This is a genomic window from Sphingomonas sp. F9_3S_D5_B_2, assembly GCF_054263715.1.
Map to the genome: position 1 here is coordinate 337,517 of NZ_JBSZFB010000003.1, position 24,772 is coordinate 362,288.

Sequence of the window (24,772 nt, forward strand, 5' to 3'; positions counted from 1 at the left end):
CGGACATCAACCCGCGAACGGATCCCGGACCAGGATCGTGTCCTCGCGCTCCGGTGAGGTGCTGACGAGTGCAACGGGGCAGCGGATCAGTTCTTCGACGCGGCGGACGTATTTAATGGCGCGGGCCGGCAGGTCGGCCCAGCTGCGTGCACCGCGGGTGGTGCCGGGCCAGCCTTCGACTTCTTCGTAGATTGGCTCGACGCGGAACTGGTCGGCGGCGTGCGGCGGCAGATAGTCGAACTCGTGCCCGTCGATCCGGTAGCCGGTGCAGATCTTCACCGTCTCGAAGCCGTCGAGCACGTCAAGCTTCGTTAGCGCGATCCCCGTCACGCCGCTGACTGCAACTGCCTGGCGGACGAGCACCGCGTCGAACCAGCCGCAGCGGCGGCGGCGGCCCGTGACCGTGCCGAACTCGTGTCCGCGCTCGCCCAGCTTCTGGCCGACTTCATTGTCCTGCTCGGTCGGGAAGGGACCGGAGCCGACGCGGGTTGTGTAGGCCTTGGTGATGCCGAGCACGAAGCCGGCGCCGCGCGGCCCGATGCCGCTGCCGGGGCCGGTCTGCCCCGCAACCGTGTTGGACGACGTGACGAACGGGTACGTGCCGTGATCAACGTCCAGCAGAACGCCCTGGGCGCCTTCGAAGAGAATGCGGCGGCCGCGCTGAAGCGCAGCGTCGAGGTCCCGCCACACCGGCCGAGCGAAGGGCAGCACGAAATCCGCGATGTCGCGCAGGTCGCCGAGGAGGCGCTCGCGGTCGACCGGCGGCTCGTTGAAGCCGGCGCGCAGGGCATCGTGGTGGGCGCAGAGACGATCGAGCTGCGGACCGATGTCGTCGAGACGGGCGAGATCGCACAACCGGACCGAGCGGCGGCCGACCTTGTCCTCGTACGCGGGGCCGATGCCGCGCCGGGTGGTGCCGATCTTGCCGGCGCCGGACGCATCTTCGCGAAGCGCGTCGAGGTCGCGATGGATCGGCAGGATGAGCGGGCAGGTCTCGGCAACCATGAGCACGTCGGGCGTCACGTCGATGCCCTGCGCAGCGATCTTTTCGACCTCGGCCTTGAGGGCCCACGGATCGAGCACGACCCCGTTGCCGATCACCGACGGCGTGCCGCGGACGATCCCGCTCGGAAGCAGCGACAGCTTGTAGGTCTGCTCGCCGACGACGAGCGTATGGCCGGCGTTGTGCCCGCCCTGGAAGCGGACGACCATGTCGGCGCGACTGGCGAGCCAGTCGACGATCTTGCCCTTGCCCTCGTCGCCCCATTGCGCGCCGATGACGGTGACGTTGCCCAATTGCCGTTTCCTGCTGCGAGGTTCGCGCGGGCTCTAAGGTGAAGGGCTGCAGCCGTCCAGTTCAGTCGGCGCTGCGGAAGGCGGCGTAGCTGCCGTAGCTGGCCACGGCGAACGGCACGAGATAGGTCAGGATCAGTTTCCACCACACCGGCCAGTGACCTGTCAGGATCTCTGGCCCTTGGTTGATTGCGTTCAGGACCGTGCCGATGATCGCCGCAACGGCAAGGGATCGGCGCACCGATCCTGCCGCGAAGGTGCGGGCAAGCGCTTGCCGTTGCGACGCCATGGTCAGAAGCTCAGCGGGACGACCTGGAGAACGCCGGGCAGGCTCTGCAACTCGCGCGTGACTTCGGTGGTGATCGGGTCGTCGACGGCGACCAGTGCGATCGCTTCGCCCTTCTCGGCACGGCGGCCGAGGTTGAACGTCGCGATGTTGAGGCCGTGGCGGCCCAGCGCGGTGCCGAGCGCGCCGATGAAGCCGGGCGCGTCGGTGTTGACGATGTAGATCATCTGGCCGGCGAGCTCCGCCTCTACCGGGATGCCGAAGATCTTAACGAGGCGCGGCGCGCGGTTGCCGAACAGCGTGCCTTCGACCCGCCGAGGACCGTGCTCGGTTCCGACCGTCACGGCGACAAGCGTGTGGTAGTCACCCTCGCCCTCGCTGCGAATTTCGCGCACCGGCAGCCCGCGCTCCTTCGCCAGATGCGGGGCGTTGACCATGTTCACTGTGTCCGACCAGGTCCGCATCACGCCCGCCAGGACTGCGCCCGTGATCGGCTTGATGTTGAGCTCGGCGGCCGCCCCTTCGACCTCGACGTCAATGGAGCGGATCTCGGTCCCGGCGATTTGCCCGATCAAGCGGCCGAGCTTCTCGGCGAGGCCCATGTACGGTTTCAGCCGCGGCGCTTCCTCGGCAGACAGCGACGGGACGTTGACCGCATTGATGATTCCGCCGAGCAGCAGGAAGTCGCTCATCTGCTCAGCGACCTGGATCGCGACATTGACCTGCGCTTCCGTGGTCGACGCGCCAAGGTGCGGCGTGCAGATCAGGCCCGGGGTGCCGAACAGTGCGTTTTCTTTCGCGGGCTCCTGCGCAAAAACGTCGAGCGCCGCGCCGGCGATGTGACCGGAGTCGAGGCCCTCCTTCAACGCCGCTTCGTCGATCAAGCCGCCGCGCGCACAATTGACGATGCGGACGCCGTTCTTCGTTTTGGCCAGCGCCTCACGGCTGAGAATGCCGCGAGTCTGGTCGGTCAGCGGCGTATGCAGGCTGATGAAGTCTGCGCGAGCGAGCAGCTCGTCGAGTTCGACCTTGTCGACCCCAAGCTCGACGGCGCGTTCCGGCGACAGGAACGGGTCGTAGGCCGCCACCTTCATCTTGAGGCCGTGGGCACGGTCGGCGACGATCGAGCCGATATTGCCGCAGCCGATGAGGCCCAGGGTCTTGCCGGCAAGCTCGACGCCCATGAAGCGGTTCTTTTCCCACTTGCCGGACTGGGTGGACTGGTCCGCCTGCGGGATCTCGCGGGCGAGTGCGAACAGCATGGCAATCGCGTGCTCGGCGGTGGTGATCGAGTTGCCGAACGGCGTGTTCATGACAACGATGCCACGCGCGGAAGCTGCGGGCACGTCGATGGTGTCGACACCGATGCCGGCGCGGCCGATCACCTTGAGGCGCGGCAGCGCGGCGTCCATGATGGGAGCCGTGATCCGCGCCGAGCTGCGCGCGGCGATACCGTCATAATCGTGGACGATGGCCTTGAGTTCGTCGGGGCCAAGACCCGGCTTCTCGTCCACGGCGATGCCGCGCTCGCGGAATACCGCCGCGGCCCTCGGGTCCATCTTGTCGGCGATGAGAACTTTGATCTGGTCCGTCATATTTACCTCGTCCGCTGATGCGGGCTCGCGTTGTTTGGATTGGCTGTCCGCTTGCGCGGCGCGGGTCAGGGGCGCGTCTGTTCCCAGGCCCAGTCGAGCCACGGGCCGAGCGCCTCGATATCGGCGGTGTCGACCGTCGCTCCGCACCAGATGCGCAGCCCCGGCGGAGCATCGCGATAGGCGCCGATGTCGTAGGCGGCGTTTTCCTGCTCGAGCAGCTTGGTCAGTGCCTTCTGGCGAGCCTTGTTGGCTTCGACGTCCGACCGGTCGGCGAACTGCAGGCATACTGACGTGTTCGATCGGATGGCCGAGTCGGTCGCGAGATGCTCGATCCACTCTGCACGCTGCACCCAGCTGTCGAGCGCGGCTGCGTTGGCATCGGCGCGGGCGATGAGCGCTTGCAGCCCGCCGATCCGCTCGGCCCAGTCGAGCGCGAACAGCCAGTCTTCGGCGGCGAGCATCGAGGGCGTGTTGATCGTCTCGCCCTTGAAAATGCCGTCGATCAGCTTGCCGCCTTTGGTCAGCCGGAAGATCTTCGGCAGCGGCCGCGGCGCCGGCTGGCTCTCGAGCCGCTCAACCGCACGCGGGCTTAGCACGAGCATCCCGTGCGCTGCCTCGCCGCCAAGCGCCTTCTGCCAGCTGAAAGTGCCGACATCGACTTTGGACCAGTCGATATCCTGCGCGAAGGCACCCGACGTGGCGTCGCAAATGCTGAGGCCGGTGCGATCCTCGGAGATGAAGCGGGCATCGGGCACGCGAACGCCGCTGGTGGTGCCGTTCCAGGTGAAGACGACGTCATTCGCCGGATCCATCCCGTCGAGCTTGGCGATCTGCCCGTAGTCGGCGGTGCGGACTTCGGCATTGAGCTTGAGCTGCTTGGCGACATCGCTGACCCAGCCCTCACCGAAGCTTTCCCACGCCAGCATGGTGACCGGCCGCGGCCCGAGCAGTGACCAGATCGCCATTTCCATGGCGCCGGTGTCGGATGCGGGGACGATGCCGAGCTTGTAGTCGGCGGGCAGGCCAAGCAGGGCATGACTGCGCTCTATGGCGTCCTGCAGGCGCGCCTTGCCGAGCGCTCCACGGTGAGAACGGCCAAGCACGCGGGTGTCGAGTTTGTCGGGAGCCCAGCCCGGCGGCTTCGCGCAAGGGCCGGACGAGAAATTCGGCCTGGCAGGGCGGGTATCTGGTTTTGCCGGGCGCACAACCGCGCCCGCTTCGGTAACGTCACTCATTGGACTCTCCTCACAGAGAGCACGCGCCGCGTTGGGACGGCGTGGCCCGGCGCCGTTTGTAAGGGCGATTGCGGCACCCGCAAGGCGCGGCGAAAGATTCTCATTGGCGCCGGAACGACTGTGAAGTTCCACGATCAGTAGCAGTGTTGAACGGTTCACCCCGCCGAGCGGACGGCTCGTCCCGACTAGTGCCACTTGGAGTTGAATTCCTTAACCATCTCCGGACAGTCTCCACTTCGCCGGTCGCGATGGGCAATCGCGTTATTGGCGTCGGGGCTGGGGAGCTCCTGCAAATCGATGGGACAGTCGCCGCGCATCGCGCGGGGCGGGAGCTTTGGAGCGGACGAAGTATGAGCCAAGTGTTGGCAGTTACGGGCACATTGTTTCGCGACCGCGATCTCTTCGTCCATGACGGTTCGAAGCTGCGTCGCTTCCGCCTGTCTGCTCCGGTGCAGGCCGTCTTCTTCATTGTTCTGGCCGCTCTTGTTGGCTGGTCCAGCTACGCCACTGCCCGTTTCATGACGCCCGCCGCAGCGGCGAAGGTCCACGCCGGCCGCTATTCGGCCGAAATCGCCAAGCTGGCTGCCGAGACCGACCGCCGCGTCGCTGCTGTCGAGGAGCGCCAGCTCGCGCTGGCCGCCGCACTTTCCAACGAGAAGGTTGACGACGCGACGCTGCGCCGTCTCGGTTTCATTCCTGTCCAGTCGGGACACGAGGCCCAGGGCGGCCCGTTCGAGAGCGTCGGCAATCCGACCTTCAAGGCCCTGTTCAACAGCTGGAAGAAGCTCGACAACCTGCAGGACGGCGTCATCGCAATTCCGTCCGACAAGCCGGTCAAGACCAACGTCAGCTTCACCAGCGGTTTCGGCGTCCGCGCCGATCCGTTCCACGCCGGTGCGGCCATGCACCCTGGCATCGACCTCGCCGGCTCCTATGGCACGCCGATCTACGCCACCGCCGAGGGCACCGTGCTCCGCGCCGGCTGGAACAGCGGCGGCTATGGCAATCTGGTCGAGATCGACCACGGCCGCGGCATCACAACCCGCTACGGCCACATGTCGGCAATCCTCGTCAGCCCCGGCCAGCACATCACCCGCGGCATGCAGGTCGGCCGGATGGGCTCGACGGGCCGTTCGACGGGTAATCACCTTCACTATGAAGTGCGGATCGACGGGCGCCCGGTGAACCCGATCCCGTTCATGAAATCCACCGACTACGTGATCGCCATGCAGCACCGCGCCAACGCGGCGCCGATGGACGTTGCGATCGGTGGACCGGCCGGCGGCGGCAAGTAAACTTGCTGGCCCCAAGGGCGCTTCCTATCTCTATCGCGTGACCGATGCCCAGATCAGCCTGACGCAAAGCGCGGCGCGGCGCGTTGCGGCGATTGCGCAGCGCCAGTCCAAGCCGGCAATTCTTCGCCTGGCCGTCGATGGCGGCGGCTGCGCCGGCTTCACCTACAAGTTCGAACTAGCGGATGCCCCCGACGCCGAAGACGCAGTCGCGACAACCGACGGCGTGCGCCTCGTCGTCGATCCTTTCAGCCTCGAACTGGTGAAGGGCTCCGCCGTAGATTTCGTCGAGGACCTCGGCGGTGCGGCGTTCAAGGTGACGAACCCGAACGCCCAGTCCGGCTGCGGCTGCGGATCGAGCTTCTCGGTCTAGCGCCGAGCCGCTAGGGCGGCTCCATGAAGCTCGCCACCTACAATCTCAATGGGATCCGTGCGCGGCTTCCGCGCCTACTCGAATGGCTCGATCGCGAGAAGCCGAACGTGGTGTGCCTTCAGGAGCTGAAGTGCGCCCACGAATCGCTGCCGATCGGCGATATCGAGGCGACGGGCTACAACGCCGTCTGGCACGGCCAGAAGGGCTTCAACGGGGTTGCAATCCTGATGCGCGGCGACACGCCTGCGCTCCGCCGCGTCGGGCTTCCCGGCGATCCGGACGACACCCACAGCCGCTACATAGAGGCCGAGGTCGGGGGCGTTATCGTCGGTTCGATTTACCTCCCCAACGGCAATCCGGTCGGCACCGAGAAGTTCGACTACAAGCTGCGGTGGATGGAGCGGCTGTGCGCCCACGCCGCCGAGCTTCTGACGCTGGAGCGGCCGGTCATCCTCTGCGGGGACTGGAACGTCGTTCCGGAGGACCGCGACGTTTTCTCCGTGCGAGCGACCCAGCATGATGCGGTCATGCAGCCGGAAGCGCGCCAGCTCTGGCGCCGCATCGTCAACCAGGGCTGGACCGATGCCCTCCGCGCCGTGCACCCTGACGAGCCTAAGCTCTACACCTTCTGGGACTACACCGCCGGTTGCTGGCAGCGCGACCTCGGCTTCCGGCTCGATCACCTGCTCTGCTCGCCGGAAGCGACCGACCGGTTGCGGGGGGCCGGTGTCGACCGCTGGGCGCGTGGCGAGGAGAAAGCCAGCGACCACGCGCCAACCTGGGTTGAGCTGTCCGACTGAGCATTCGTTGCTAATGTGCCATCCGCTTCAGCTGGATGACGCCGTCGCGGCAACTCGCGCGTGCTGATTGCGTCAGCGAGTACCCGGCGCGTTGGCATGCGGCATGAACGTGCTCGGCATGTCTGACTGCTTCACGGAGGAACCCTGGCCGTCGAGCTGAGCCCACTCGGAGCGGGTATGACAGATGTACCTGAAACCTATGGAGCCCGTGGTCATCATGTCGCGGCACACCTTTTTCTCCGCTGGTGCCCCTGCGTTCGGGGCGGCAGACGCCACTTGCCCGCCGGGTTCAGTCTGGCAGGCGGCGAGCGCGAGAGCTTGAAGCAGGATCGCGCCCTGAAACAGTCGCGGTGAGTTACGCATCATGTAGTCCCGCGTCGTGCAATAACAGTTGCGATTTGATCCTGTTTTGACTGCCTTTGTCAACGCAGGGGCGCGAAGCGCCCCAGTACGCGAGATGAACAGGCGCAGTCAGTCCCCGTCAGCCCCTTCAAACCAACGCCTTCTCGAAAACCCGATAGCGGTGGTTGACGCGCGCCGCGGGTAGCTCGGCGATCGAGACCATTCCTTTGTTGTCCTCGAGGATCCAGCCGAACTCGCCGATTTCGATCCCGAACTTGCCGACGCAATCACGGCGGGTGAACTCGATGAGCATGAAGGCGAGCTGGGTCGCGAGCAGGCTGTGGTGGAGCTTGCGGGCGACGCCCATCAACGGCACCCGCGCGCGCTTCGGACGCGGCTTGCGGAGGCGCCAGAGAAGCTTGGCCCAGCCGAACGGGAACAGGTCGCCGTTCAGGTCCTTGATGAACTCGTTGATGTCGGGGAGCGTCAGCATGAACGCGACGGGCTCACCGTCGTACTCGGCGATCCTCACCAGCTCCTTGTAGATAATCGGCTTCAGCTTCTTGCCCGCGTAGGCGATCTCGGACTCGGTCAGCGGGACGTAGCCCCAATTGTTAGACCAGGCGTCATTCAGCAGGTTGAGGATGACCTGCACTTCCTCTGCAAACCTGGATTTGTCGACCTCGCGGATGCGGATGCGCTTGTTCCGCTCGCCGGCCGCGATCAGGCGATCGATCTTAGCGTCCGACCAGTGGGCGATGTCGACTTCGTAGGTCAGCAGGTCCTTGGCCTTGGAGTAGCCGGCCGCTTCGATCCACGCCTGGTACTCAGGTTTGTGGTGGCCCATCATGACGGTCGGAGCCTCCGCGAACCCTTCGATTTCGAGGCCCGGCTCGTCCCAGATGGACAGGCTGATCGGACCGAGCGAACGGGTCATCCCCTGCTCCCGCAGCCATTGTTCGGCAGTGGCGATCAAAGCGGCAGCAGCTTCGCCGTCGAGGGCTTCGAACATGCCCCAATTGCCGATGCCGGCGCCCATGTGCTCCTGCACGAGATCGTCGACCTGGGCACTGATCCGGCCGACCACCTTGCCGCCGCGCTCGGCAAGCCAGAGCTGGGCCTTGGCATGCTCGAACCAGGGGTTCTTGCCCGGCGTGATCAGCCCGTGAACCTCGTCCTTCAGCGGCGGGATCCAGGCGGGGTCGTTCTTGTACACCTCCCACGCGAAGTCGACGAACGACTTGCGGCCGGCCTTGCTGGCGACGGGGAGGATTGTCAGGGGCGCGGAGCTCATGGCGAAGAGCTAGCGGCAGATACCAGCCTAAGCCAGTGAACCTTGCTTCAGCGCCTTGAACCGCGCCAGCTGCTCGCGGCCAGACGTCCGACCAGCGGCGACAGGCCGCGATGGCTGGAGTGGTGATAGATCGACTGGCGGTCGAGCTCGCGGCAGAGGCGGCGGTGCGCTTCGCCCAGGGCATGATAGGGCAAACCCGGCAACAGGTGGTGAAGCGCGTGGTAGCGCAGGCCCACCGGCGCCCACAGAGCGGGCAGTGTAGACGGCGGCGGCACATTGACGCTGTCGAGATATTGCGCCGTGACGCTCATCGGTTCGCCGTCATTCTCCCAGAGATGGGCGACAAGCGTGCGGATCTGGTTGAGGAACATGACGCCGGCAGCAATGCCGAGGAAGATCAGGAAGTCGCGAATCGGGATGACGCCGGTTGCCGTCATCGCAAGAAGGGCGATGGCCCACAGACTGCAGGCCGTTTCCTGCCAGCGCCAGTCGCGGGCAAATTCCCCTTCGGGCGCCGGGCGGCGGAAGGAGGGGTTGATCTGCAGACCCGAATAGCGCTGCACGACGACGGTGCGCAGCCGCGGCGACAGCAACGAGAGCGGCGCCAGTATCGCGAAGCGGATCAGCATGCCGATCGGCGCCAGAGCGGCGGCGACCAGGAAGACCGGCAGCGTCCACGGCTTCATCAGCGCCAGCGGCAGGTATTCGGGGTCGTTGGCGGTCCCGTAGTAGGTTTTCGCGTGATGCTGGTTGTGCACGCCTTCGTACATGAAGGACGGCACCAGCAGCGGCACGCCGACGATCACGTTCCACGCGAGGCGGAAGCCGCGCACGGCACCCTTCTTGATATGCGTGAGCTCGTGGATGAACGAGCCGGCGCGATAGAGCGCCAGGACTGCGACGACCGCCGCGAGCAGCGCCAGCGGCGTCGAACGCACCAGCATTGCCGAGAACAGCCCAGCATAGCCGATCAGCGCGGAGCCGAGCATGTCCGCCCAGTAGATGCGCGCGCTCGGCACGTTGAGGTCGCGCGTCAGGTTGGCGGCGGCCTTGAGCATCGCCGCATCATCCTTCGGACGCGCCGCCGCACTCGGCTTCGCCGTTGCGCCAGCGGCCGCGGAATCGCGCCGAAGAATTGCCGTGTCGCTCATAAGTGGTTGTCCACACTCAATCTTTGCACCGGATCGTGGCGTCATGATGGCGCCAGGCGGGCGATCACGCTCCGGCCGGAGCGGCCCCGCCGATGGCGCCGGCCCTCGGCCGCTTGGCCTTCGGGATCGATGAACCGGCAGCAGGCAGCGACGGGCCCTTGGTGCCGCCGCGGTCGATGGTCTCGCCCGCAAGCACCTTCTTGATCTCGTCGCCGCTCAGCGTCTCGAACTCGAGCATCGCCTGGGCGAGCGTTTCGAGCTCGTCCCGGTGCTCGTCAAGCAGATGCTTCGCGCGTTCGTAGCCGTCCTCGACGATCTTGCGGATTTCCTTGTCGATCGCCTGGGCGGTCTCGTTCGACATCTGGCGCGCGCGGTTCATCGAATAACCGAGGAAAACCTCTTCATCAGGCTCGGCGTACTGGAGCGGCCCGAGCGCATCGGACATGCCCCAGCGGGTAACCATGTCGCGTGCGAGCTGGGTCGCGTACTGGATATCGGACGAGGCGCCCGAGGACACCTTGTCGTAACCGAAGATCACTTCCTCGGCGACGCGGCCGCCCATCGCGACGGCGAGGTTCGCGTACATCTTGTCGCGGTGATAGCTGTAGCTGTCCCGTTCCGGCAGGCGCATCACCATGCCGAGCGCACGGCCGCGGGGGATGATCGTCGCCTTGTGGATCGGGTCGGACGCCGGTTCGTGCAGAGCGACGATGGCGTGGCCGGCCTCGTGATAGGCGGTCATGCGCTTCTCGTCCTCGGTCATGACCATGGACTTTCGCTCGGTGCCCATCATCACCTTGTCCTTTGCCTCCTCGAACTCGTGCATCGCGACCAGGCGCTTGCCCTTGCGGGCAGCGAGCAGCGCGGCCTCGTTGACGAGGTTGGCCAGGTCGGCGCCCGAGAAGCCCGGCGTCCCACGCGCGATGACGCGCGCGTCGACGTCCGGCGCCAGCGGCACCTTTTTCATGTGGACGGCAAGGATCTGCTCGCGGCCGTCGATGTCGGGGCGCGGGACGACGACCTGGCGGTCGAAGCGGCCCGGGCGCAGGAGCGCCGGATCGAGCACGTCGGGACGGTTGGTGGCGGCAATGATGATGATGCCTTCGTTGGCTTCGAAGCCGTCCATCTCGACCAGCAGCTGGTTGAGGGTCTGCTCGCGCTCGTCATTGCCGTTGCCGAGGCCGGCGCCACGATGCCGTCCGACGGCGTCGATTTCGTCGATGAAGACGATGCAGGGCGCACTCTTCTTGGCCTGGTCGAACATGTCGCGGACGCGGCTGGCGCCGACGCCGACGAACATCTCGACGAAATCCGAACCGGAGATGGTGAAGAAGGGGACGCCGGCCTCACCTGCGATGGCGCGGGCGAGAAGCGTCTTGCCGGTACCCGGAGGGCCGACCAGGAGCGCACCCTTGGGGATCTTGCCGCCGAGGCGGGCGAACTTGCCCGGATCCTTGAGGTATTCAACGATCTCCTGAAGTTCCTCGCGCGCTTCGTCGATGCCGGCGACGTCGGCGAAGGTCACACGGCCTTCTTTCTGGGTAAGCATGCGCGCGCGGCTCTTGCCGAAGCCCATTGCGCCCGAGCCGGCGTTCTTCTGCATCTGGCGCATCACGAAGAACGCGATGCCGATCATCAGCAGGAAGGGCAGCGAATTGTAGAGCATGTACAGCCAGATGCTGCCCTGCTCGTCCGCCTTGACCTGAACGCCGACGCCCTTTTCGATCATGTGGTCGGCGATTTTCGAGCCGGCCGGGGCAACGGTGTGGAAATCCTCGCCGCTGTCGAGCTTGCCGGCGATATCGCTGTTGCCGCTGGTGCTCGTCGACATGGAGACCGTCTTGACGTTGCCCTCGTCGACCTGACGAACGAACTCGGAATAGGCCATTGCCTGACCTGTCGAAGCGCGCGAGCCGCCCTCGATGACCTGCACGAACAGCACCAGCGCGAAGAGGATGCCGACCCAGATCAGCAGGCTCTTCGTCCAGGGGTTCCCGGGCTTCTTTTCCTTGTCGTTCATCGTGTCCGTTTTCCGAAGGCCCAAACGGCCAGCACCTAAAATAGGCTCATCCACTTCAATAACAATGCGGGCTTAGGGGAAGGTGAACGCGCAGGCGCCGCCGTCTGTCCGTTCATCGAAGATTGATTGGGACTGCGGAGCGCCAAGCGTTAGCTAACGCAGAGCCGACAGGGGGGACCATGCTCGAGATCGCCAATCTATCGCACACTTATGCGAACGGGACAGTGGCGCTGGACGACGTCAGCCTGTCCATTCCGCGCGGCATGTTCGGGCTGCTGGGGCCGAATGGTGCCGGCAAATCCACCCTGATGCGGACAGTTGCCACACTTCAGCAGCCGACGGCGGGAAGCATTCGGTTCGGCGAAATCGACGTGCTAGCGGATCCGGAGCGGCTTCGCCGCACGCTCGGCTATCTGCCGCAGGACTTCGGTGTCTATCCGCGAGTGTCGGCCTACAGCATGCTCGACCAGATGGCCGTGCTGAAGGGCATCACCGGCAAGGGTGAGCGCAAGAGCGTGGTCGAGACGCTACTGAACCAGACCAACCTCTGGGCCGTGCGGAACAAGGCGATCGCCGGCTTTTCGGGCGGGATGCGGCAGCGGTTCGGAATCGCCCAGGCGCTCATCGGCAACCCCGAGTTGATCATCGTCGACGAGCCAACTGCAGGCCTCGATCCGGAGGAGCGCAACCGGTTCCTCAACCTGCTTGCAGGCATCGGCGACAATGTCGTGGTCATCCTGTCGACCCACATCGTCGACGACGTGGCCGACCTCTGCCCGCTGATGGCGGTCCTGGCGAATGGCCGGGTGCAGCTCCAGGGCAAGCCGGCCGACCTGATCGGCGCCACCCGCGGCAAGATCTGGAAGAAGGTCATCGATCGCGGCCAGCTCGAAGATCACCAGGGCCGCTTTGAGGTGATTTCGACCCGGCTGTTCGCCGGCCAGTCGATCATCCACGTGTTGGCGGACCAAAAGCCAGACGGCTTCGAGCCCGTCGAAGGCAGCCTCGAGGACGTCTACTTCTCGACCCTGTCCACGCTCCGCCGCGCGGCCTGAGGGGGCGCTGTCATGATCTTCGGGATCAGCGGCTTCGAAATCCGCTATCAGCTGCGCAACCCGGTGTTCTGGGTCGCTGCCTTCATCTTCTTCCTGATGGGCTTCGGAATCACGGCCAGCGAGAACGTTCGCATCGGCACCCCCGGCGCCGTCCACGAAAATGCGCCCTACGCGATCGCCGTCGCGACGGCCGTCTTTTCACTCTTCTACCTGTTCGTCATCACTGCGTTCGTCGCCAACGCGATCGTCCGGGATGAGAGCAGCGGTTTTGCGCCTATCGTCCGGGCAACGGCGGTGACGAAGACGCAGATCGTTGCGGGACGTTTCATCGGCGGACTGGTGATCGCCTGGCTCGGCTATCTCGCACTTCCGATCGGGATGTCGATCGGATCGGCAATGCCATGGGTCGATCCGGAGACGGTGGGGCCGCAGAAGCTCACTTATTATGCGTGGAACTTCGCCGTTTTCGCGGTGCCGAACATCTTCCTGATGAGCGCGGTCCTGTTCGCGCTCGCGACCGTGCTGCGCTCGATGATGGCGGCATACATCGGCGCGATCGTCCTCGTCATGGGCTATCTCGTCACCAGCAACATCATCGTGCAGAATATCGAGCTGCGGCCGACGTTCGCCCGATGGGAACCGATCGGCACGGGCGCCCTCCAGGAAACGACGCGCTACTGGACCCAAAGCGAGATGAACTCGCGGCTGGTGGATCTCGCAGGCAACCTGCTGTTCAACCGCATCTGGGCTGTCGTTCTCGGCCTGCTGTTCCTCGGCTTCACGCTATGGCGGTTCACGATGACGGAGCGCGCGCCATCGCGGCGCAGGCTGCGCAAGCTGGCCAGGCGGCAGTCACGGGAAGCGCGGATCGCTTCAGCCACACCGGCGACAGGCGGAGAGGCCATCCTCGCCCGCGAGGCGAACCCCTCGCGCTGGACTCAATTCACCACGAGGCTGCGCGTCGAAGTCCGGCAGGTTCTGACGAGCCCCGGGCTCATCGTGCTGACCCTGCTCGCGGTCGCATTCACGGCGGTGACCCTGTGGATCGCACGGTCGGAATACGGAACGTCCGACCATCCCACCTTGGCCGCAACGATCACCGGCGTGCAGGGCGGCTCCGCAATATTCCTGCTGATGATCGCCGCCTTCTACGGTGGCGAGCTCGTGTGGCGAGAGCGCGACCGCAAGGTCAACGAACTCATCGACTCCACCGCCGTGCCGAGCTGGGTGATGACGGTGCCGAAGATGCTGGCCATCTTCCTGGTGTTGCTGATCGTCAACGTAGCCGCGGCGTTAACCGGGATGTTCTACCAGCTGGTCGAGGGTGCCCGGGCGTTGGGCATTCCGGAATATGTCGCCTGGTTCATTGTCCCGGCCGCGATCGACAACCTGTTGTTCGCGATTCTGGCAGTGTTCTTTCAGGTTCTCAGCCCGAACAAATATGTGGGCTGGGTCATCCTGCTCATCTGGTTCGTCAGCGGGATTTTCCTCAACAACATGGGCTACGGAAACCCGCTGTACACCTACGAGCGCTCGCCGGACGTGCCGCTAAGCGACTTCGTGGGCACCGGCGGCTTCTGGAAGGGCGCTGCGACCTTCCAGTTCTACTGGCTGTGTTTCGCCGTGATGCTTGCGGCCGCCTCCCACTTGCTGTGGCCGCGGGGGACCGACCTCGGGCTGAAGACCCGTCTGCGGCGCGCTCCTGCAGCAGCGTCGACGGCCCTCATCGCGATCGTCGGTGTTGCAGCTACCGCGATGGCCGCGACCGGCGCCTACGCCTATTACAACATCAAGGTCCTCAACCGGTACCAGACCAGCGATGAGGCCGAGAAGTTCAGCGCCGACTACGAGCGCAAATATCTCAAGTACGAGAAGCTGCCGCAGCCGGCGCTCACCAGGGTCACGCTGGACGTGCACCTGATGCCCAGGCAGCGCTTGCTGATCACCGATGGCCGCTACGATCTCGTCAACAAGACCAGTACGCCGATCGGCGAGATCCACGTCCGCAAGGGCAACCAGGGGACAGAGTGGCTGAAGCTCGACGTTGCAGGCGCCCACCTCGCCAGCGACGACACCAAGTTCGGCTACCGCATCTACCGCTTCGACCAGCCGCTCGCGCCGGGCGCCAAGACCAGCCTGACCTTCCGCTCGCGCGTCTGGCGGCGCGGCTTCCGAGCCTCGCGGCCAGCGACAGACATCCTCGAGAACGGCACCTTCGCAAACAATTTCACGTTTGCGCCGATCATCGGCATGGACAGGAACGACCTGCTGACCGACCGCTCGCACCGCCGTCGCCAGCACCTTCCTGCGGAACTGCGGCCGGCCAAGCTCGAGAACCTGGCCGCGACCAACAGGAACTACATCGGCTCGGACTGGGTGATGTCCGACATCCGCCTGACGACGGACGCGGATCAGACGCCGATCGCCCCAGGCAGCCGGGTTCTGGACGTGAGCGGGCAGGGTCGGCGGCAGGCCCATTTCATCAGCACCGCGCCGATCCTCAATTTCTTCTCGATCCAGTCCGCCCGCTATCGTGACGCTTCCGAGATGCACAACGGCCTCAGGCTGTCGGTGTTCTACAACCCGGGCCACGACTGGAACGTGGCGAAGATGTTGCGGGCGATGGCGGCGTCGCTCGACTATTATCGTGCCAACTTCGGGCCATATCAGTTCAGTTACGCACGAATCATCGAATTCCCCGGCTACAACAGCTTCGCCCAAGCCTTCGCCGGAACGATGCCCTATTCGGAGACAATCGGCTTCAACGCGAACACCAACGATCCCACCAAGATCGACTTCACGACCTATGTCGTCTCCCATGAAATGGCGCACCAATACTGGGCGCACCAGGTGATCGGCGCCGACATGCAGGGCGGCACGATGCTGAGCGAGACGCTCGCTCAATATTCCGCGCTGATGATGATGAAGCACATGTACGGGCCGGACAAAATCCGGCGCTTTCTCAAGTATGAGCTCGACAATTACCTGACCAACCGAAAGGCCGAAGCGGTCGAGGAAGTCCCGCTCGAGCGCGTCGAGAACCAGGCCTACATCCATTACCGCAAGGGTGCAGTCGTCATGTACCTGCTTCAAGAGCGGCTCGGCGAGGCGGCGGTGAACCACGCGCTCGCCCGGTTCGATGCACGGTTCCGTTTCAGGGATGTGCCGTATCCCCGCTCGATCGACCTCATCGAGGAATTCCGCAAGGAAGCGAAGACGGCGAAACAGCAGCAGCTGATCACCGACCTCTTCGAGCGGATCACGTTGTACGACCTCAAGGTGGCGGACGCGGTGACACGCAAGGACGCTGCCGGCTGGACGACGACGATGACCATTGCCGCCGACAAGTTCCATGCCAGCGGAAAGGGTGTCGAGACCAAGGCTCCGCTTAACGAACCGATCGAAATCGGCCTGTTCACGGCTCGGCCTGGGATTGGTGAGTTCTCGGCGAAGGACGTCATCGTCATGGAGCGGCAGCCGGTCCACAGCGGGCGCCAGGTCATCAAGCTTCACACGCGAGTGAAGCCGCTGTTCGCTGGCGTCGACCCGTACAATTTCTACGTGGACCGAAACAGCGACGACAATCTGAAGAGCGTCACCGCTCGCTGAAATCGCGGCCGCTCAGCCCTGGACGGTGCGCATTCGTGAGACGACCTCGGCGAGCTTCGGTCGCTGTCCTTGGGCGAGCAGGCTTGCGCGGAAAAGACGTCCGACAAGGACGAGCTCGGCCCAGGTGAAGGCCCCAAGCGTAACCCCCGTCGCGACGACCTCCCAGGTGGGCATTCCCATGCCCAGCCGCGCGAGCACCGCGAACGGTGTCCAGATCGGCACCCAGGTGAGAACTTCCATTAGCACGCCGCCGCTGTTCCCCCCGATCACGGCCTGCATGAGGATGGAGATGGGTAGCAGGATCACGAGGAGGACCGGCATTAGATAGCCTTGAGCGTCCCGCATGGAGTCGCTCATGCCGCCGATGGCGAGGAACAGGATGCCGATGGTCACGTAGCCGACCACGAAGAAATAGATCATGGCGATGATCGAGCCGGGCGAGGTCAGCGGCTCCAGCGCGGGCCGGATCAAGTCGGCGATCGCGCCATGGGTGGCATACGCAGCGAAGACGCCGCAGCCGACCCACACGGCGATCATGAACAGGCCCACACCAGCAGTGCCGAGCAGCTTGCCGTACATGAGCTCCTGCGGGCTCACGCAGGCGAGCACGGTTTCGAGGAGCTTGTTGGAGCGCTCTTCCACGGTCCCCTGCAGCATCCAGCTACCCGACAGCATCAGGCTCATCATCAGCAGATAGGCGGCGGCAAGCGGCAGGATCGAGCGGACGAGCATGGATTCGCGGGCGCCACCCCCGGGCGGTGGCGTGGAGATTGCGAGCGCCGGGGTGATGCTGCTCGCGTTCTGGGCGGCGGCCGGCGGAACGCCCTGGCCGGTTAGGAAACGGGTGCGCAGGTCGCGGGTCAGCACATCCTGAACGGTTTGCACGAACGCCGGCGACGGCTGCCGGTTCGCCCACAGCCGGACAAGCGGACTTGGGCCGAAACTGGCAGGAACGAGAACGACGTAGTCGACCGGCTTCGCACCCTTGCCCTCCGGCTTAAGGACCGTCTTCAACGCAGAATCGAGCCCGCCATCCGGCACGGTCGCCAGCTCGGCAGGCACCGGCACCACCTCATAGTCCGGCTTGGATGCTTCGAAGTTCGGAGTAGCCTTCGGCTTTACCCGCGCGATCTCGGCTTGAGCCCGGTCGGCTCCGCCGCTCGCAACGAACTGCTCGACATCGGCGTCGGCGTACCAGCGGTCGTGCTGCGCCCACAGCGCGCCGGGGTTCGCGCGCTCAAGATGATGACGCTGAACGTAGCGTGACAGCTCGGTAAGCACCCTCCGGTTGCGCTCGAGATCAAGGCGCTGGGAGATCGCACGAGCCTCGCCTCCACCGGCGCGGTCGATCACCATGACGCGTGCCGCTTCGTCGTTGCCGACGAGCTGCGGCACGAATCCACCGATCGCGACAGACAAGGGTATGATCAGGAGCGTCAGCCAGAAGCTGCGCATGCTGGCGATCTGGCGGAATTCGCGGGCGGCGACGATTCGGATGTTTTTCAATTCGCCGCCTCCGGTGCGCCGACGATGTGCACGAAGACGTCGTGCAGGCTCGCGTGCACCTGTTCGAAACGCCGGAGCGGGAATTGCTGCGCAACGCAGCGTTCGAGAACATCGCCGGGAAGCACCCCCGCCGCGAGGCGCACGTCCCATTGCCGCCAGCCCTGCTCTGCGGCCCCGCGGTCATGGGCAGAGTCGACCCCTTCGATGTTCGAGGGATCCTGACGGGCGACCACGGCCAAGCGCGGCGGCAGCAGCCCGCGGGCCTCGTCGAGCGTGCCTTCGAACTGCTTGCCGCCACGAGCGAGGAGCAGCAGCCGGTCGCACAGGCGCTCGGCGTGCTGCATCACGTGCGTCGAGAAGACGACGGTCGCTCCGGCTGCAGAAGTGCGTCGGATCTCGTCTTCGAGCAGCCCCTGATTGACGGGATCAAGGCCGGAGAAGGGTTCGTCGAGGATCAGCAGGCGCGGGCGGTTGACGAGTGCGGTGGCAAGCTGGACCTTCTGCGCCATCCCCTTCGACAGCTTGTCGACGGTCGACCGCGAGTTCGCAGCAAGGCCAAAGCGGTCGAGCAGCGACGCCCCCTCGCGGCGGGCGTCGCCTGCGGACATGCCCTTCAGCCGGCCGAAGTAGGCAATCGTATCGAGCGCCGTCATCTGGCGGTACAGCCCGCGCTCTTCGGGAAGGAAGCCGATATCCGGCGCGCTCGCACGGCCGGGGGCCCGCCCGAGAACTTCGATCCGCCCTTCAGTCGGGCGGATGATGTCGAGCACCATGCGCAGAGAAGTCGTCTTGCCGGCGCCGTTGCCGCCGAGGAAGCCGAACACGGTGCCGGGCGCGACGGCGAAGCTCAGGTCGTCGACGGCGACCGTCTGGTCGAAGCGCTTCGTGACGCGCTCCAGGGCCAGTGCGCTCATCTTGTGTGACGCACGTCGGGTAAGTGGGCGGCAGTGGCGCCGATCAGCGGGCGAAACTCGCGGGCCGGAGCGGCAGCGCCATCACCGTGCAGCGGAATTTGTAGCGCGCAAGCGACTGGCACAGCATCTCCGAGTCGGCCTGTGACGCGGTTTCGATCTGGAATTGATTGAATCGCTGGCCATTCCAGTCGCGGTTTTCGATCACCGATGCGTGGAACTGGTTGATCGGCGGATAGGCGCGCTCGATCTGGCGCCACGTCGCCTGCGCGCCCTGCATGCCGACGAAGGCGCCGAACTGGACGGCGCCGCCGCGCTTTTGCGACCCGAACCGGGGTTGCGGCAGCGCCGCCGTTGGCCGGAGATAATAACGGCCGGGTAGCCGCGGCGCGGCCTGAACCGCCACGCGTGCGGGAGCGGCGACTTTGGCCTGTGCCGGTGCAGGCGACTTCGCTGCCACGACAGTCTTCTGCCTGGCAGACGCCTTGCTGCGGCACTCGCATTCGCCGCCCGCCAAGGTCACCGGCGGGGCGACCTTCGGTGTCGAGATCCGGTTCACTGCGTGCGCCGACTGCGGGACGGGGGCACTTGAGGCGGTCGCGGGAGCGGAGGTGGAAGTATGAGCCACTCGCGACTTCGCAACGCGCTTCGACGTCGATGTCTGTGCTGGCGGGAGGGCGACTGTCGTGCTGAGCGCCGGGGTCACCTGTTGTGGAGGCTGCTGGTTGGGTTCGTCTTCGGCGAGGAGCACATATGCGCCGCCGCTGATAACCAGCGCGGCCGGGATGAACCAGGCGGCGAACCGCCCCAGGCTGTGGTGGTCAGGAGCGACTGCTTCGTTGCCGAGCCATGGCAACCTCTCCGCTCCGGGCCTCGTGTCGGCCTCGGTCATGGTCTGGGCATCTCCTCAGCGGCAACCGCAGCGCAATGGTTTCGATTGCTCTTGATGATCTGCGTTAGGCCTAGCGGAAGTTCGGGCAGCGCGCGACAAACAATTGCATTGTTTTCAACGGAGAAGTGCAGCCACCGATCGGCGGCGCCCCGATCCGGCCGTTTAGATTCCGAGGCGGCTTCTTCGGGCTTCGTGCACCGATTGACCGAGAAGGAAGGAAAGGCCGGCCCGGTCGTGTGCGGCCCACCTGACTTGGGCGTCGATGTTGCCCATGCCGGCAACGACGAGGCTGACGACCTCTCCCTTGTCCAGGGGTTCTTCGCAGAACAGCTTGCAACCCTCGTAGCCGAGGTCCGTGACGAGAACACGGAAGCTGCGGCCGTCATCGCGCCGCGCCACACCGGTGAGGTGCACACGACGCCGCGCTGACCGGCCGATCCAATCCTGCTGCTCGCGTTGCAAGGTCAATCCCTTCGTAGCGCAAGATTATCATCGTATCGGTGCAGGAAATGTTAAGGCCGGCGCGGAGCGAAGTGGCAGGAGGTTGGGCCCCATCGCTGATGCGCATGGGTGTGTCAGCCGGCTTCGACGTGGATGCCGCGCACAGCCCGGGTTTCCATCGTGGTGCGCTCGTTTTCCGTCAACGGCCGGCTCTTGAGGCCCGGGCGCCCGATCAGGTGCATTCCGCCAGTTCTGAGCTGCGGAACGGCCCGAAGCGCCGCTTGCAAGTTGAGGTCGTCGACGAATTCGAGGCCACAGCGCGTGCCGGAGACCCAGGCAACCCGGCTGCGGGCGCGGATGCCATTGCGCTTGAACGAGACGGACGCGCCCTGCTCGGGAAGCACGCCGCCTTCGACGCACGCGCCGCGTGGTGACAGGTTGCGGAGGGTCATCGCTCTTGAGGCAGCGGCGCAATCGACCAAGGCTGTAAGCATCACGGATGCGCGGTGCGTTTCACGTCTGTCGGTATCGTCAGGGGCCACGTGCGATCTCCGTTGACTGGAGATCGGGCATACCATTCGGCGCCAGGCGCCGTAATCGCACTCCACGTGCTGTCCCACAATCGGACGCAGCTGCGGCTTCCGCTAAAGTGCAGTCAGCGCCTTATCCACGACGGGTGGAAACCCTTCGATCGCGAACTTGGTCGCCATCATCGCGATCGTCGCGGCCCCACCGTTCAGGATGAGCGCCGAGGCGCCAAGGCGGACCCGCGAGGTGTGGCGGGCAAGCAACTGCACGATCACAGCCAGGAACCAGAAGCCGATGATCTGGTAGCGCGTCTCGATGGACTCGACGGCCATTCGGGTCAGCGCAGCAGCGACGGCGAAGCCAAGGGCGCACCACAGCAGGATTGTCTTCGAACGTGTAATGACGATTGTCTCCGCATTCTTCTGTCGAACTCGTCCGCCGGGGCGAGCGGGCGGCGCCGGCTAGCACAGGGTCGGCAGTCCGCAATGTGTCAAAAAGATTGAAGATCCGCTTCGATGCTCCGCGCGGTGGGCTTGGCGATCCGCAGCGATGGTGCAACACTTCCCTAGGCCGTGGAGCTTTTTCGCGCCCGCAAAATGTGGAGTGGTGATGCCAGAAGACGTGGTGATGCCAGAAGACAAGGCGATTGTGGTTCCCGCCGCCAATCCGGCGGCTTTGGGGCTCGTGGCGTTCGGCCTAACGACGGTCCTGTTGAGCCTCGTCAACGCCGGAGTGCTTCCGGCGGGCGGCGAAGGGGTGGTAATCCCGCTCGCGCTTGCCTTCGGTGGCCTGATGCAGATCTTTGCGGGCGCGTTCGAGTTCCGGCTTGGGAACACGTTCGGGATGACGGCCTTCCTTAGCTACGGCGCATTCTGGTGGTGGTTCGGACTGCTGCTGCTGTTCGCTCACAATAACTGGATCGACATCTCGAACGCCGGGCCGACCGTGGGCGTCGCCCTGCTGCTGTGGGGCGTCCTGACCCTCTACCTGTGGATCAGCACATTCCGGCTTTCAAAGATCCTGTTCCTTATCTTCCTGACCTTGTGGATCACGTTCGCGCTGCTCGGTCTGGGCGCGATTCTTGGCAAGCCGGAGCTGGGACACGCCGGCGGCTGGCTCGGGCTCGTGTGCGGAGCGCTCGCCATGTACGGCAGCTTCGCGATCGTCACGAATACGACTTTCGGCCGCTCAGTCCTGCCTGTCGGAGAGCGCCCGATCCTCGGCGACTAGTAATTGCGGGGAGGTGCCGCGGCGAACCGCCACTCGGGGCCACCGATGCAAAGCACACCACGCAGCGTGGTCTGGCCGCCGTCGCGAAGGGTCGAGAGCAGGGGCTCCAGCTCTCGAGCCCGCAATGGCTCATCGGCGCCCTCGTGAGCCAGATTCGTGATAGCGCGAGCGACGATGCGTCGGATGATCTCGGTTGGGGCGTCCTCCGGCGCGTAACAGATCTTTCCCGAGCGTTCTGAAACCGCCCGGCTCCATTCCTGATCGACGGCCCAGTCGATTGCCTCATTGGCTGCAGCAAGGTGTGCTGCACTGGACGCGAGAGCCGCCGGGTCGAGCCAGTCGGCGACTGCAAGCCCGCTGCGAATCCGCGCCCGTTCAAAGCGCTGATCACTGTTGCTTGGATCTTCCATCGGCTCCACGCCCGCAGCCGCGCACACCCGCTCGAGTTCGGATCGCCGCCACGCCAGCAGCGGGCGCAACAGCTGCAGCCTGGAGCCGGGCAGCCTCGATCTAGGCCGCATCCCGCGCAGCCCCTTCACTCCAGCGCCGCGGTTGAGGCGCATCAACATCGTCTCAGCCTGGTCGTCCGCATGATGGCCGGTGAGGACGGCAGCGAACCGACCGGCGCGCGCCCAGTCGGCAAGCAGGCGATAGCGCTCGATGCGGGCGCGTTCCTGGATGGCAGTGTTCGGCTGGTCGGGCCATTCCGCCGTGAGCACCGTGTGCGGAACTCCGAGACGTCCGCAGAGGGCGCCAACCGCGAGCGCTTCGGCGCGGCTTCCGTCGCGAAGGTGATGGTCGACGGTGGCGGCCTCGATTAGCCCCGGTCTCGCAGCTGCCGCGAGCAACAGCAACGCGAGGCTGTCGGATCCTCCCGAAACGGCGATGCCGAGGCGAGCGGATCCCGGTGCAAGCGCATCGAGATCCCTCGTGAAACGGTCGATCAAGGGTAGCTCGGGAACCATCCCGAGCTTCTTAGCACATCAGCTGCATTGTGCCTGCGATTTGGCGCTCGTGAGCATCTTCTGAAGGTCCGGACGGACTTTGGATCCGTAAACGGACTCAAGCTCGGCATAGGCTTTGCACGCCTGCCCGGGTTGGCCGAGCTTCACCAGCGACTGGCCGAGGTAGTAGAGGCTGTCCTGCGCCCGCTCACCGCGCGGATTGTTGCGGTAGTTGGCGAGAAGCACTTCGGCAGCGCTCCGGGGATCGCCGTTATCGAGCATCGCACGGCCGATCAGGTTGTTCGCGTAGCTGACCCGGCGGTGCTTGGGATAAGCGGCGGTAAAGGCCTTCAGCGACGCGATCGCCTGGTCATACTGGCCGGCCTCCCACTGGTGGAAGCCAGCCGTATACGCGTCTTCGCCTGCATCGACCGCAGTGGCTGAGCCTTCCGCAGGTGCGGGGGCGTCGGAAGCTGCAGCAGGTGTCGGCTTTGGAGTTCCCGCCGAAGGCTTGCCGCGCACCGGCGTTCTTGCGGCTGGCGGATCGTTGGCGGGGGCAGTCACCGGGGCCGCGATCGGCGCAGGCGGCGTCTCGGCGATGCGCTGCTCGAGCGCGCCGATCCGCTGGTCCGAGTCGGCGCGGATCTTGCTGATGTCACCCTCAAGCGACTGCAGCCGATGCCCATTCTCTTCGGACTGGCGGAGCAGATCCGTCATCTGCCGCTCAAGCGCGTTGAGGCGCTGGTCGAGCGTGACGACGGACGACTGGGTCGCGGCAGGCTCCGTCGAGAAGCCTGCCGTGTCGGCCGGGCGACCGCGCGGGAAGACCTGCCGCTGCATCTGATCGATCTGCCGTTCCAGACGGTCGATCCGTTGCTCCGGAGAAGCCTGCTGGCGTTGGGCAAGCGCCGCCGCAGGCATCAGCGCAAGGCTGGCGCAAGCCGCAAGCGCGGCGGTCCGGTATGATTGGTTCACTGGCTTATGGTCCCCACGCTGCTCGTGCCGCGAAACTTTGCCCGTTGCCGGCTTTCCCGGCGATGAATCCTACTGTCCCGCGTTGGTCGTCGCTGTGTCCGCTTGCGGAGCGGGCGCCGGCGCCGGTTCCGCGGGCGGAGGGGTGACGCGTCGAGCGGCGGGCGGCGCTGCTCGGCGGGCTCGAACCGGCGGCGGTCGTAGCTGCGCAGGCGCTGGAGGTGCAGCCGTTGGCGCCGCCGACGGCGTCGCCTGCGCGGTCTTCATGAGGTCGGCGGGCAGGAGGCTGACCTTGCTGAGCTTGGTCGCGGGCGGGCCAATCTGCGGAGCGACCGCGCTGCCGACAGTAATCCTGAGCCCTTCGGCCTTTGCCGTGGTCAGGGTTGGCGCAGTGGCGGTCGCCGGCACCGGGAATGTTTCACCGGGCTGCAGGATGCCTTGCTTGAGAACGGTGCCGGCATCCTTGATCGAGAGCCAGACCGGCTCGGTTGCTGAAAGCACGACGGGCCCCTGGGGCGCCGCCGGTTGAGCCGCGGGTGTTTGGGCGGGCGCTTCACCGGCAGGCGCGGTGGCAGCCGGTGCGTCCGTGTCATTGCCCTGGTCGAGCGAACGATTGCTTAGCCAGCTCATCACGGCAACGACGAGTATCACCGCAGCGACCGCCGCGAGGACGAGCCAGCGCGGCATCGTCCGTGCGGGGTCGGCAGGCTCGAACACTTCCGTCGCTGTCGCCGGAGCGCCAGTTCCGCCCATCTCTGTTCGGAGCTGCTCACCGACCTCGGTCCGGTCGAGATTGACCGCAGAGGCATAGCTCTTGGCGAAACCCATCGTGTAGGTCGGAGCCGGGAGGTTGTCCCAGTCCGCTTGCTCCAGACTCTCGAGATGGCGGCGCGGGATGCGGGTCTGGGCGGCAACGTCTTCCAGACTGAGACCCTTTTCCTCGCGGGCCGCACGCAGGCGCTCGCCGACCGTTGGCAGTTCCGTCGCGTCGAGTTCGTCCATG

The 24,772-nt window shown here is 65.4% G+C and carries 22 protein-coding genes; 6 read left to right on the top strand and 16 right to left on the bottom strand.

Features of this window, described 5'->3' with window-relative positions; all coding sequences use genetic code 11:
* Positions 1-6: 6 nt before the first annotated feature.
* From ACUXST_RS10360 to ACUXST_RS10375, 4 genes are all read right to left on the bottom strand, one after another.
* The gene (locus ACUXST_RS10360) at positions 7-1,296 is read right to left on the bottom strand and encodes an adenylosuccinate synthase (protein WP_458389894.1); all 1,290 of its coding nucleotides are present in this window, start codon (positions 1,294-1,296) and stop codon (positions 7-9) included.
* A gap of 61 nt (positions 1,297-1,357) precedes the next feature.
* Positions 1,358-1,582 carry a nitrate/nitrite transporter NrtS gene (gene nrtS, locus ACUXST_RS10365; protein ID WP_458389895.1) on the bottom strand — a complete coding sequence of 75 codons (225 nt, stop codon included), beginning with the start codon at positions 1,580-1,582 and terminating at the stop codon, positions 1,358-1,360.
* 2 nt (positions 1,583-1,584) lie between these two features.
* The gene (serA, locus tag ACUXST_RS10370) at positions 1,585-3,174 is read right to left on the bottom strand and encodes a phosphoglycerate dehydrogenase (protein ID WP_458389896.1); all 1,590 of its coding nucleotides are present in this window, start codon (positions 3,172-3,174) and stop codon (positions 1,585-1,587) included.
* Between the two features lie 65 nt (positions 3,175-3,239).
* Positions 3,240-4,409, bottom strand: a complete 1,170-nt coding sequence (locus ACUXST_RS10375; RefSeq protein WP_458389897.1) for a phosphoserine transaminase — start codon at positions 4,407-4,409, stop codon at positions 3,240-3,242.
* Positions 4,410-4,759: 350 nt separating this feature from the next.
* Between ACUXST_RS10375 and ACUXST_RS10380 the strand changes: the two genes are divergently transcribed.
* From ACUXST_RS10380 to xth, 3 genes are read left to right on the top strand one after another with little or no spacing between them, the layout of a single operon-like run.
* Positions 4,760-5,704: a M23 family metallopeptidase gene (locus tag ACUXST_RS10380; protein WP_458389898.1), complete on the top strand. Its 945-nt coding sequence runs from the start codon at positions 4,760-4,762 to the stop codon at positions 5,702-5,704.
* Between the two features lie 37 nt (positions 5,705-5,741).
* The gene (gene erpA / locus ACUXST_RS10385) at positions 5,742-6,074 is read left to right on the top strand and encodes an iron-sulfur cluster insertion protein ErpA (RefSeq protein WP_458389899.1); all 333 of its coding nucleotides are present in this window, start codon (positions 5,742-5,744) and stop codon (positions 6,072-6,074) included.
* 23 nt (positions 6,075-6,097) lie between these two features.
* Positions 6,098-6,874 (top strand): exodeoxyribonuclease III, encoded by a 777-nt coding sequence (gene xth / locus ACUXST_RS10390; protein ID WP_458389900.1) that lies wholly within the window; start codon positions 6,098-6,100, stop codon positions 6,872-6,874.
* Between the two features lie 490 nt (positions 6,875-7,364).
* Here xth and ACUXST_RS10395 read toward each other — a convergent pair whose 3' ends face one another.
* The 3 genes from ACUXST_RS10395 to ftsH all read right to left on the bottom strand — a co-directional run bounded on the left by ACUXST_RS10395 (position 7,365) and on the right by ftsH (position 11,681).
* On the bottom strand, positions 7,365-8,510 hold the full coding sequence (locus ACUXST_RS10395) for an N-acetyltransferase (protein WP_458389901.1): 1,146 nt from the start codon (positions 8,508-8,510) through the stop codon (positions 7,365-7,367).
* Between the two features lie 47 nt (positions 8,511-8,557).
* Positions 8,558-9,661, bottom strand: coding sequence for a fatty acid desaturase family protein (locus tag ACUXST_RS10400; protein WP_458389902.1), 1,104 nt, complete (start codon positions 9,659-9,661; stop codon positions 8,558-8,560).
* A gap of 64 nt (positions 9,662-9,725) precedes the next feature.
* Positions 9,726-11,681 (bottom strand): ATP-dependent zinc metalloprotease FtsH, encoded by a 1,956-nt coding sequence (gene ftsH / locus ACUXST_RS10405; RefSeq protein WP_458389903.1) that lies wholly within the window; start codon positions 11,679-11,681, stop codon positions 9,726-9,728.
* A gap of 179 nt (positions 11,682-11,860) precedes the next feature.
* Between ftsH and ACUXST_RS10410 the strand changes: the two genes are divergently transcribed.
* Together ACUXST_RS10410 and ACUXST_RS10415 are read left to right on the top strand one after the other, a co-directional pair.
* Positions 11,861-12,736, top strand: a complete 876-nt coding sequence (locus tag ACUXST_RS10410) for an ABC transporter ATP-binding protein (protein ID WP_458389904.1) — start codon at positions 11,861-11,863, stop codon at positions 12,734-12,736.
* Positions 12,737-12,748: 12 nt separating this feature from the next.
* A complete protein-coding gene (locus ACUXST_RS10415; protein ID WP_458389905.1) occupies positions 12,749-16,345 on the top strand; it encodes a M1 family aminopeptidase in 3,597 nt (1,198 codons plus the stop codon).
* Positions 16,346-16,357: 12 nt separating this feature from the next.
* On the opposite strand, the gene ACUXST_RS10420 is transcribed toward ACUXST_RS10415, so the two are convergent.
* The 6 genes from ACUXST_RS10420 to ACUXST_RS10445 form a co-directional block, all read right to left on the bottom strand.
* Entirely contained in the window at positions 16,358-17,851 is a 1,494-nt protein-coding gene (locus tag ACUXST_RS10420; protein WP_458389906.1) for an ABC transporter permease, read from the bottom strand.
* Entirely contained in the window at positions 17,848-18,765 is a 918-nt protein-coding gene (locus tag ACUXST_RS10425) for an ABC transporter ATP-binding protein (protein WP_458389907.1), read from the bottom strand. The genes ACUXST_RS10420 and ACUXST_RS10425 overlap by 4 nt, the downstream gene beginning before the upstream one ends.
* A 43-nt stretch (positions 18,766-18,808) precedes the next feature.
* Positions 18,809-19,654 (bottom strand): hypothetical protein, encoded by an 846-nt coding sequence (locus ACUXST_RS10430; RefSeq protein ID WP_458389908.1) that lies wholly within the window; start codon positions 19,652-19,654, stop codon positions 18,809-18,811.
* A 162-nt stretch (positions 19,655-19,816) separates the two neighbouring features.
* Positions 19,817-20,068, bottom strand: a complete 252-nt coding sequence (locus ACUXST_RS10435) for a hypothetical protein (RefSeq protein WP_458390050.1) — start codon at positions 20,066-20,068, stop codon at positions 19,817-19,819.
* A 161-nt stretch (positions 20,069-20,229) separates the two neighbouring features.
* A complete protein-coding gene (locus ACUXST_RS10440; RefSeq protein WP_458389909.1) occupies positions 20,230-20,637 on the bottom strand; it encodes a PilZ domain-containing protein in 408 nt (135 codons plus the stop codon).
* Between the two features lie 102 nt (positions 20,638-20,739).
* On the bottom strand, positions 20,740-20,955 hold the full coding sequence (locus ACUXST_RS10445; RefSeq protein ID WP_458389910.1) for a hypothetical protein: 216 nt from the start codon (positions 20,953-20,955) through the stop codon (positions 20,740-20,742).
* A gap of 277 nt (positions 20,956-21,232) precedes the next feature.
* Between ACUXST_RS10445 and ACUXST_RS10450 the strand changes: the two genes are divergently transcribed.
* Positions 21,233-21,853 (top strand): acetate uptake transporter, encoded by a 621-nt coding sequence (locus ACUXST_RS10450; protein WP_458389911.1) that lies wholly within the window; start codon positions 21,233-21,235, stop codon positions 21,851-21,853.
* On the opposite strand, the gene tilS is transcribed toward ACUXST_RS10450, so the two are convergent.
* The 3 genes from tilS to ACUXST_RS10465 form a co-directional block, all read right to left on the bottom strand.
* The gene (gene tilS, locus ACUXST_RS10455; RefSeq protein WP_458389912.1) at positions 21,850-22,800 is read right to left on the bottom strand and encodes a tRNA lysidine(34) synthetase TilS; all 951 of its coding nucleotides are present in this window, start codon (positions 22,798-22,800) and stop codon (positions 21,850-21,852) included. The two genes, ACUXST_RS10450 and tilS, sit on opposite strands and share 4 nt — an antisense overlap.
* A gap of 36 nt (positions 22,801-22,836) precedes the next feature.
* Positions 22,837-23,772, bottom strand: coding sequence for a tetratricopeptide repeat protein (locus ACUXST_RS10460; RefSeq protein ID WP_458389913.1), 936 nt, complete (start codon positions 23,770-23,772; stop codon positions 22,837-22,839).
* Positions 23,773-23,841: 69 nt separating this feature from the next.
* Positions 23,842-24,771, bottom strand: coding sequence for a RodZ domain-containing protein (locus ACUXST_RS10465; protein ID WP_458389914.1), 930 nt, complete (start codon positions 24,769-24,771; stop codon positions 23,842-23,844).
* Position 24,772 lies beyond the last annotated feature (1 nt).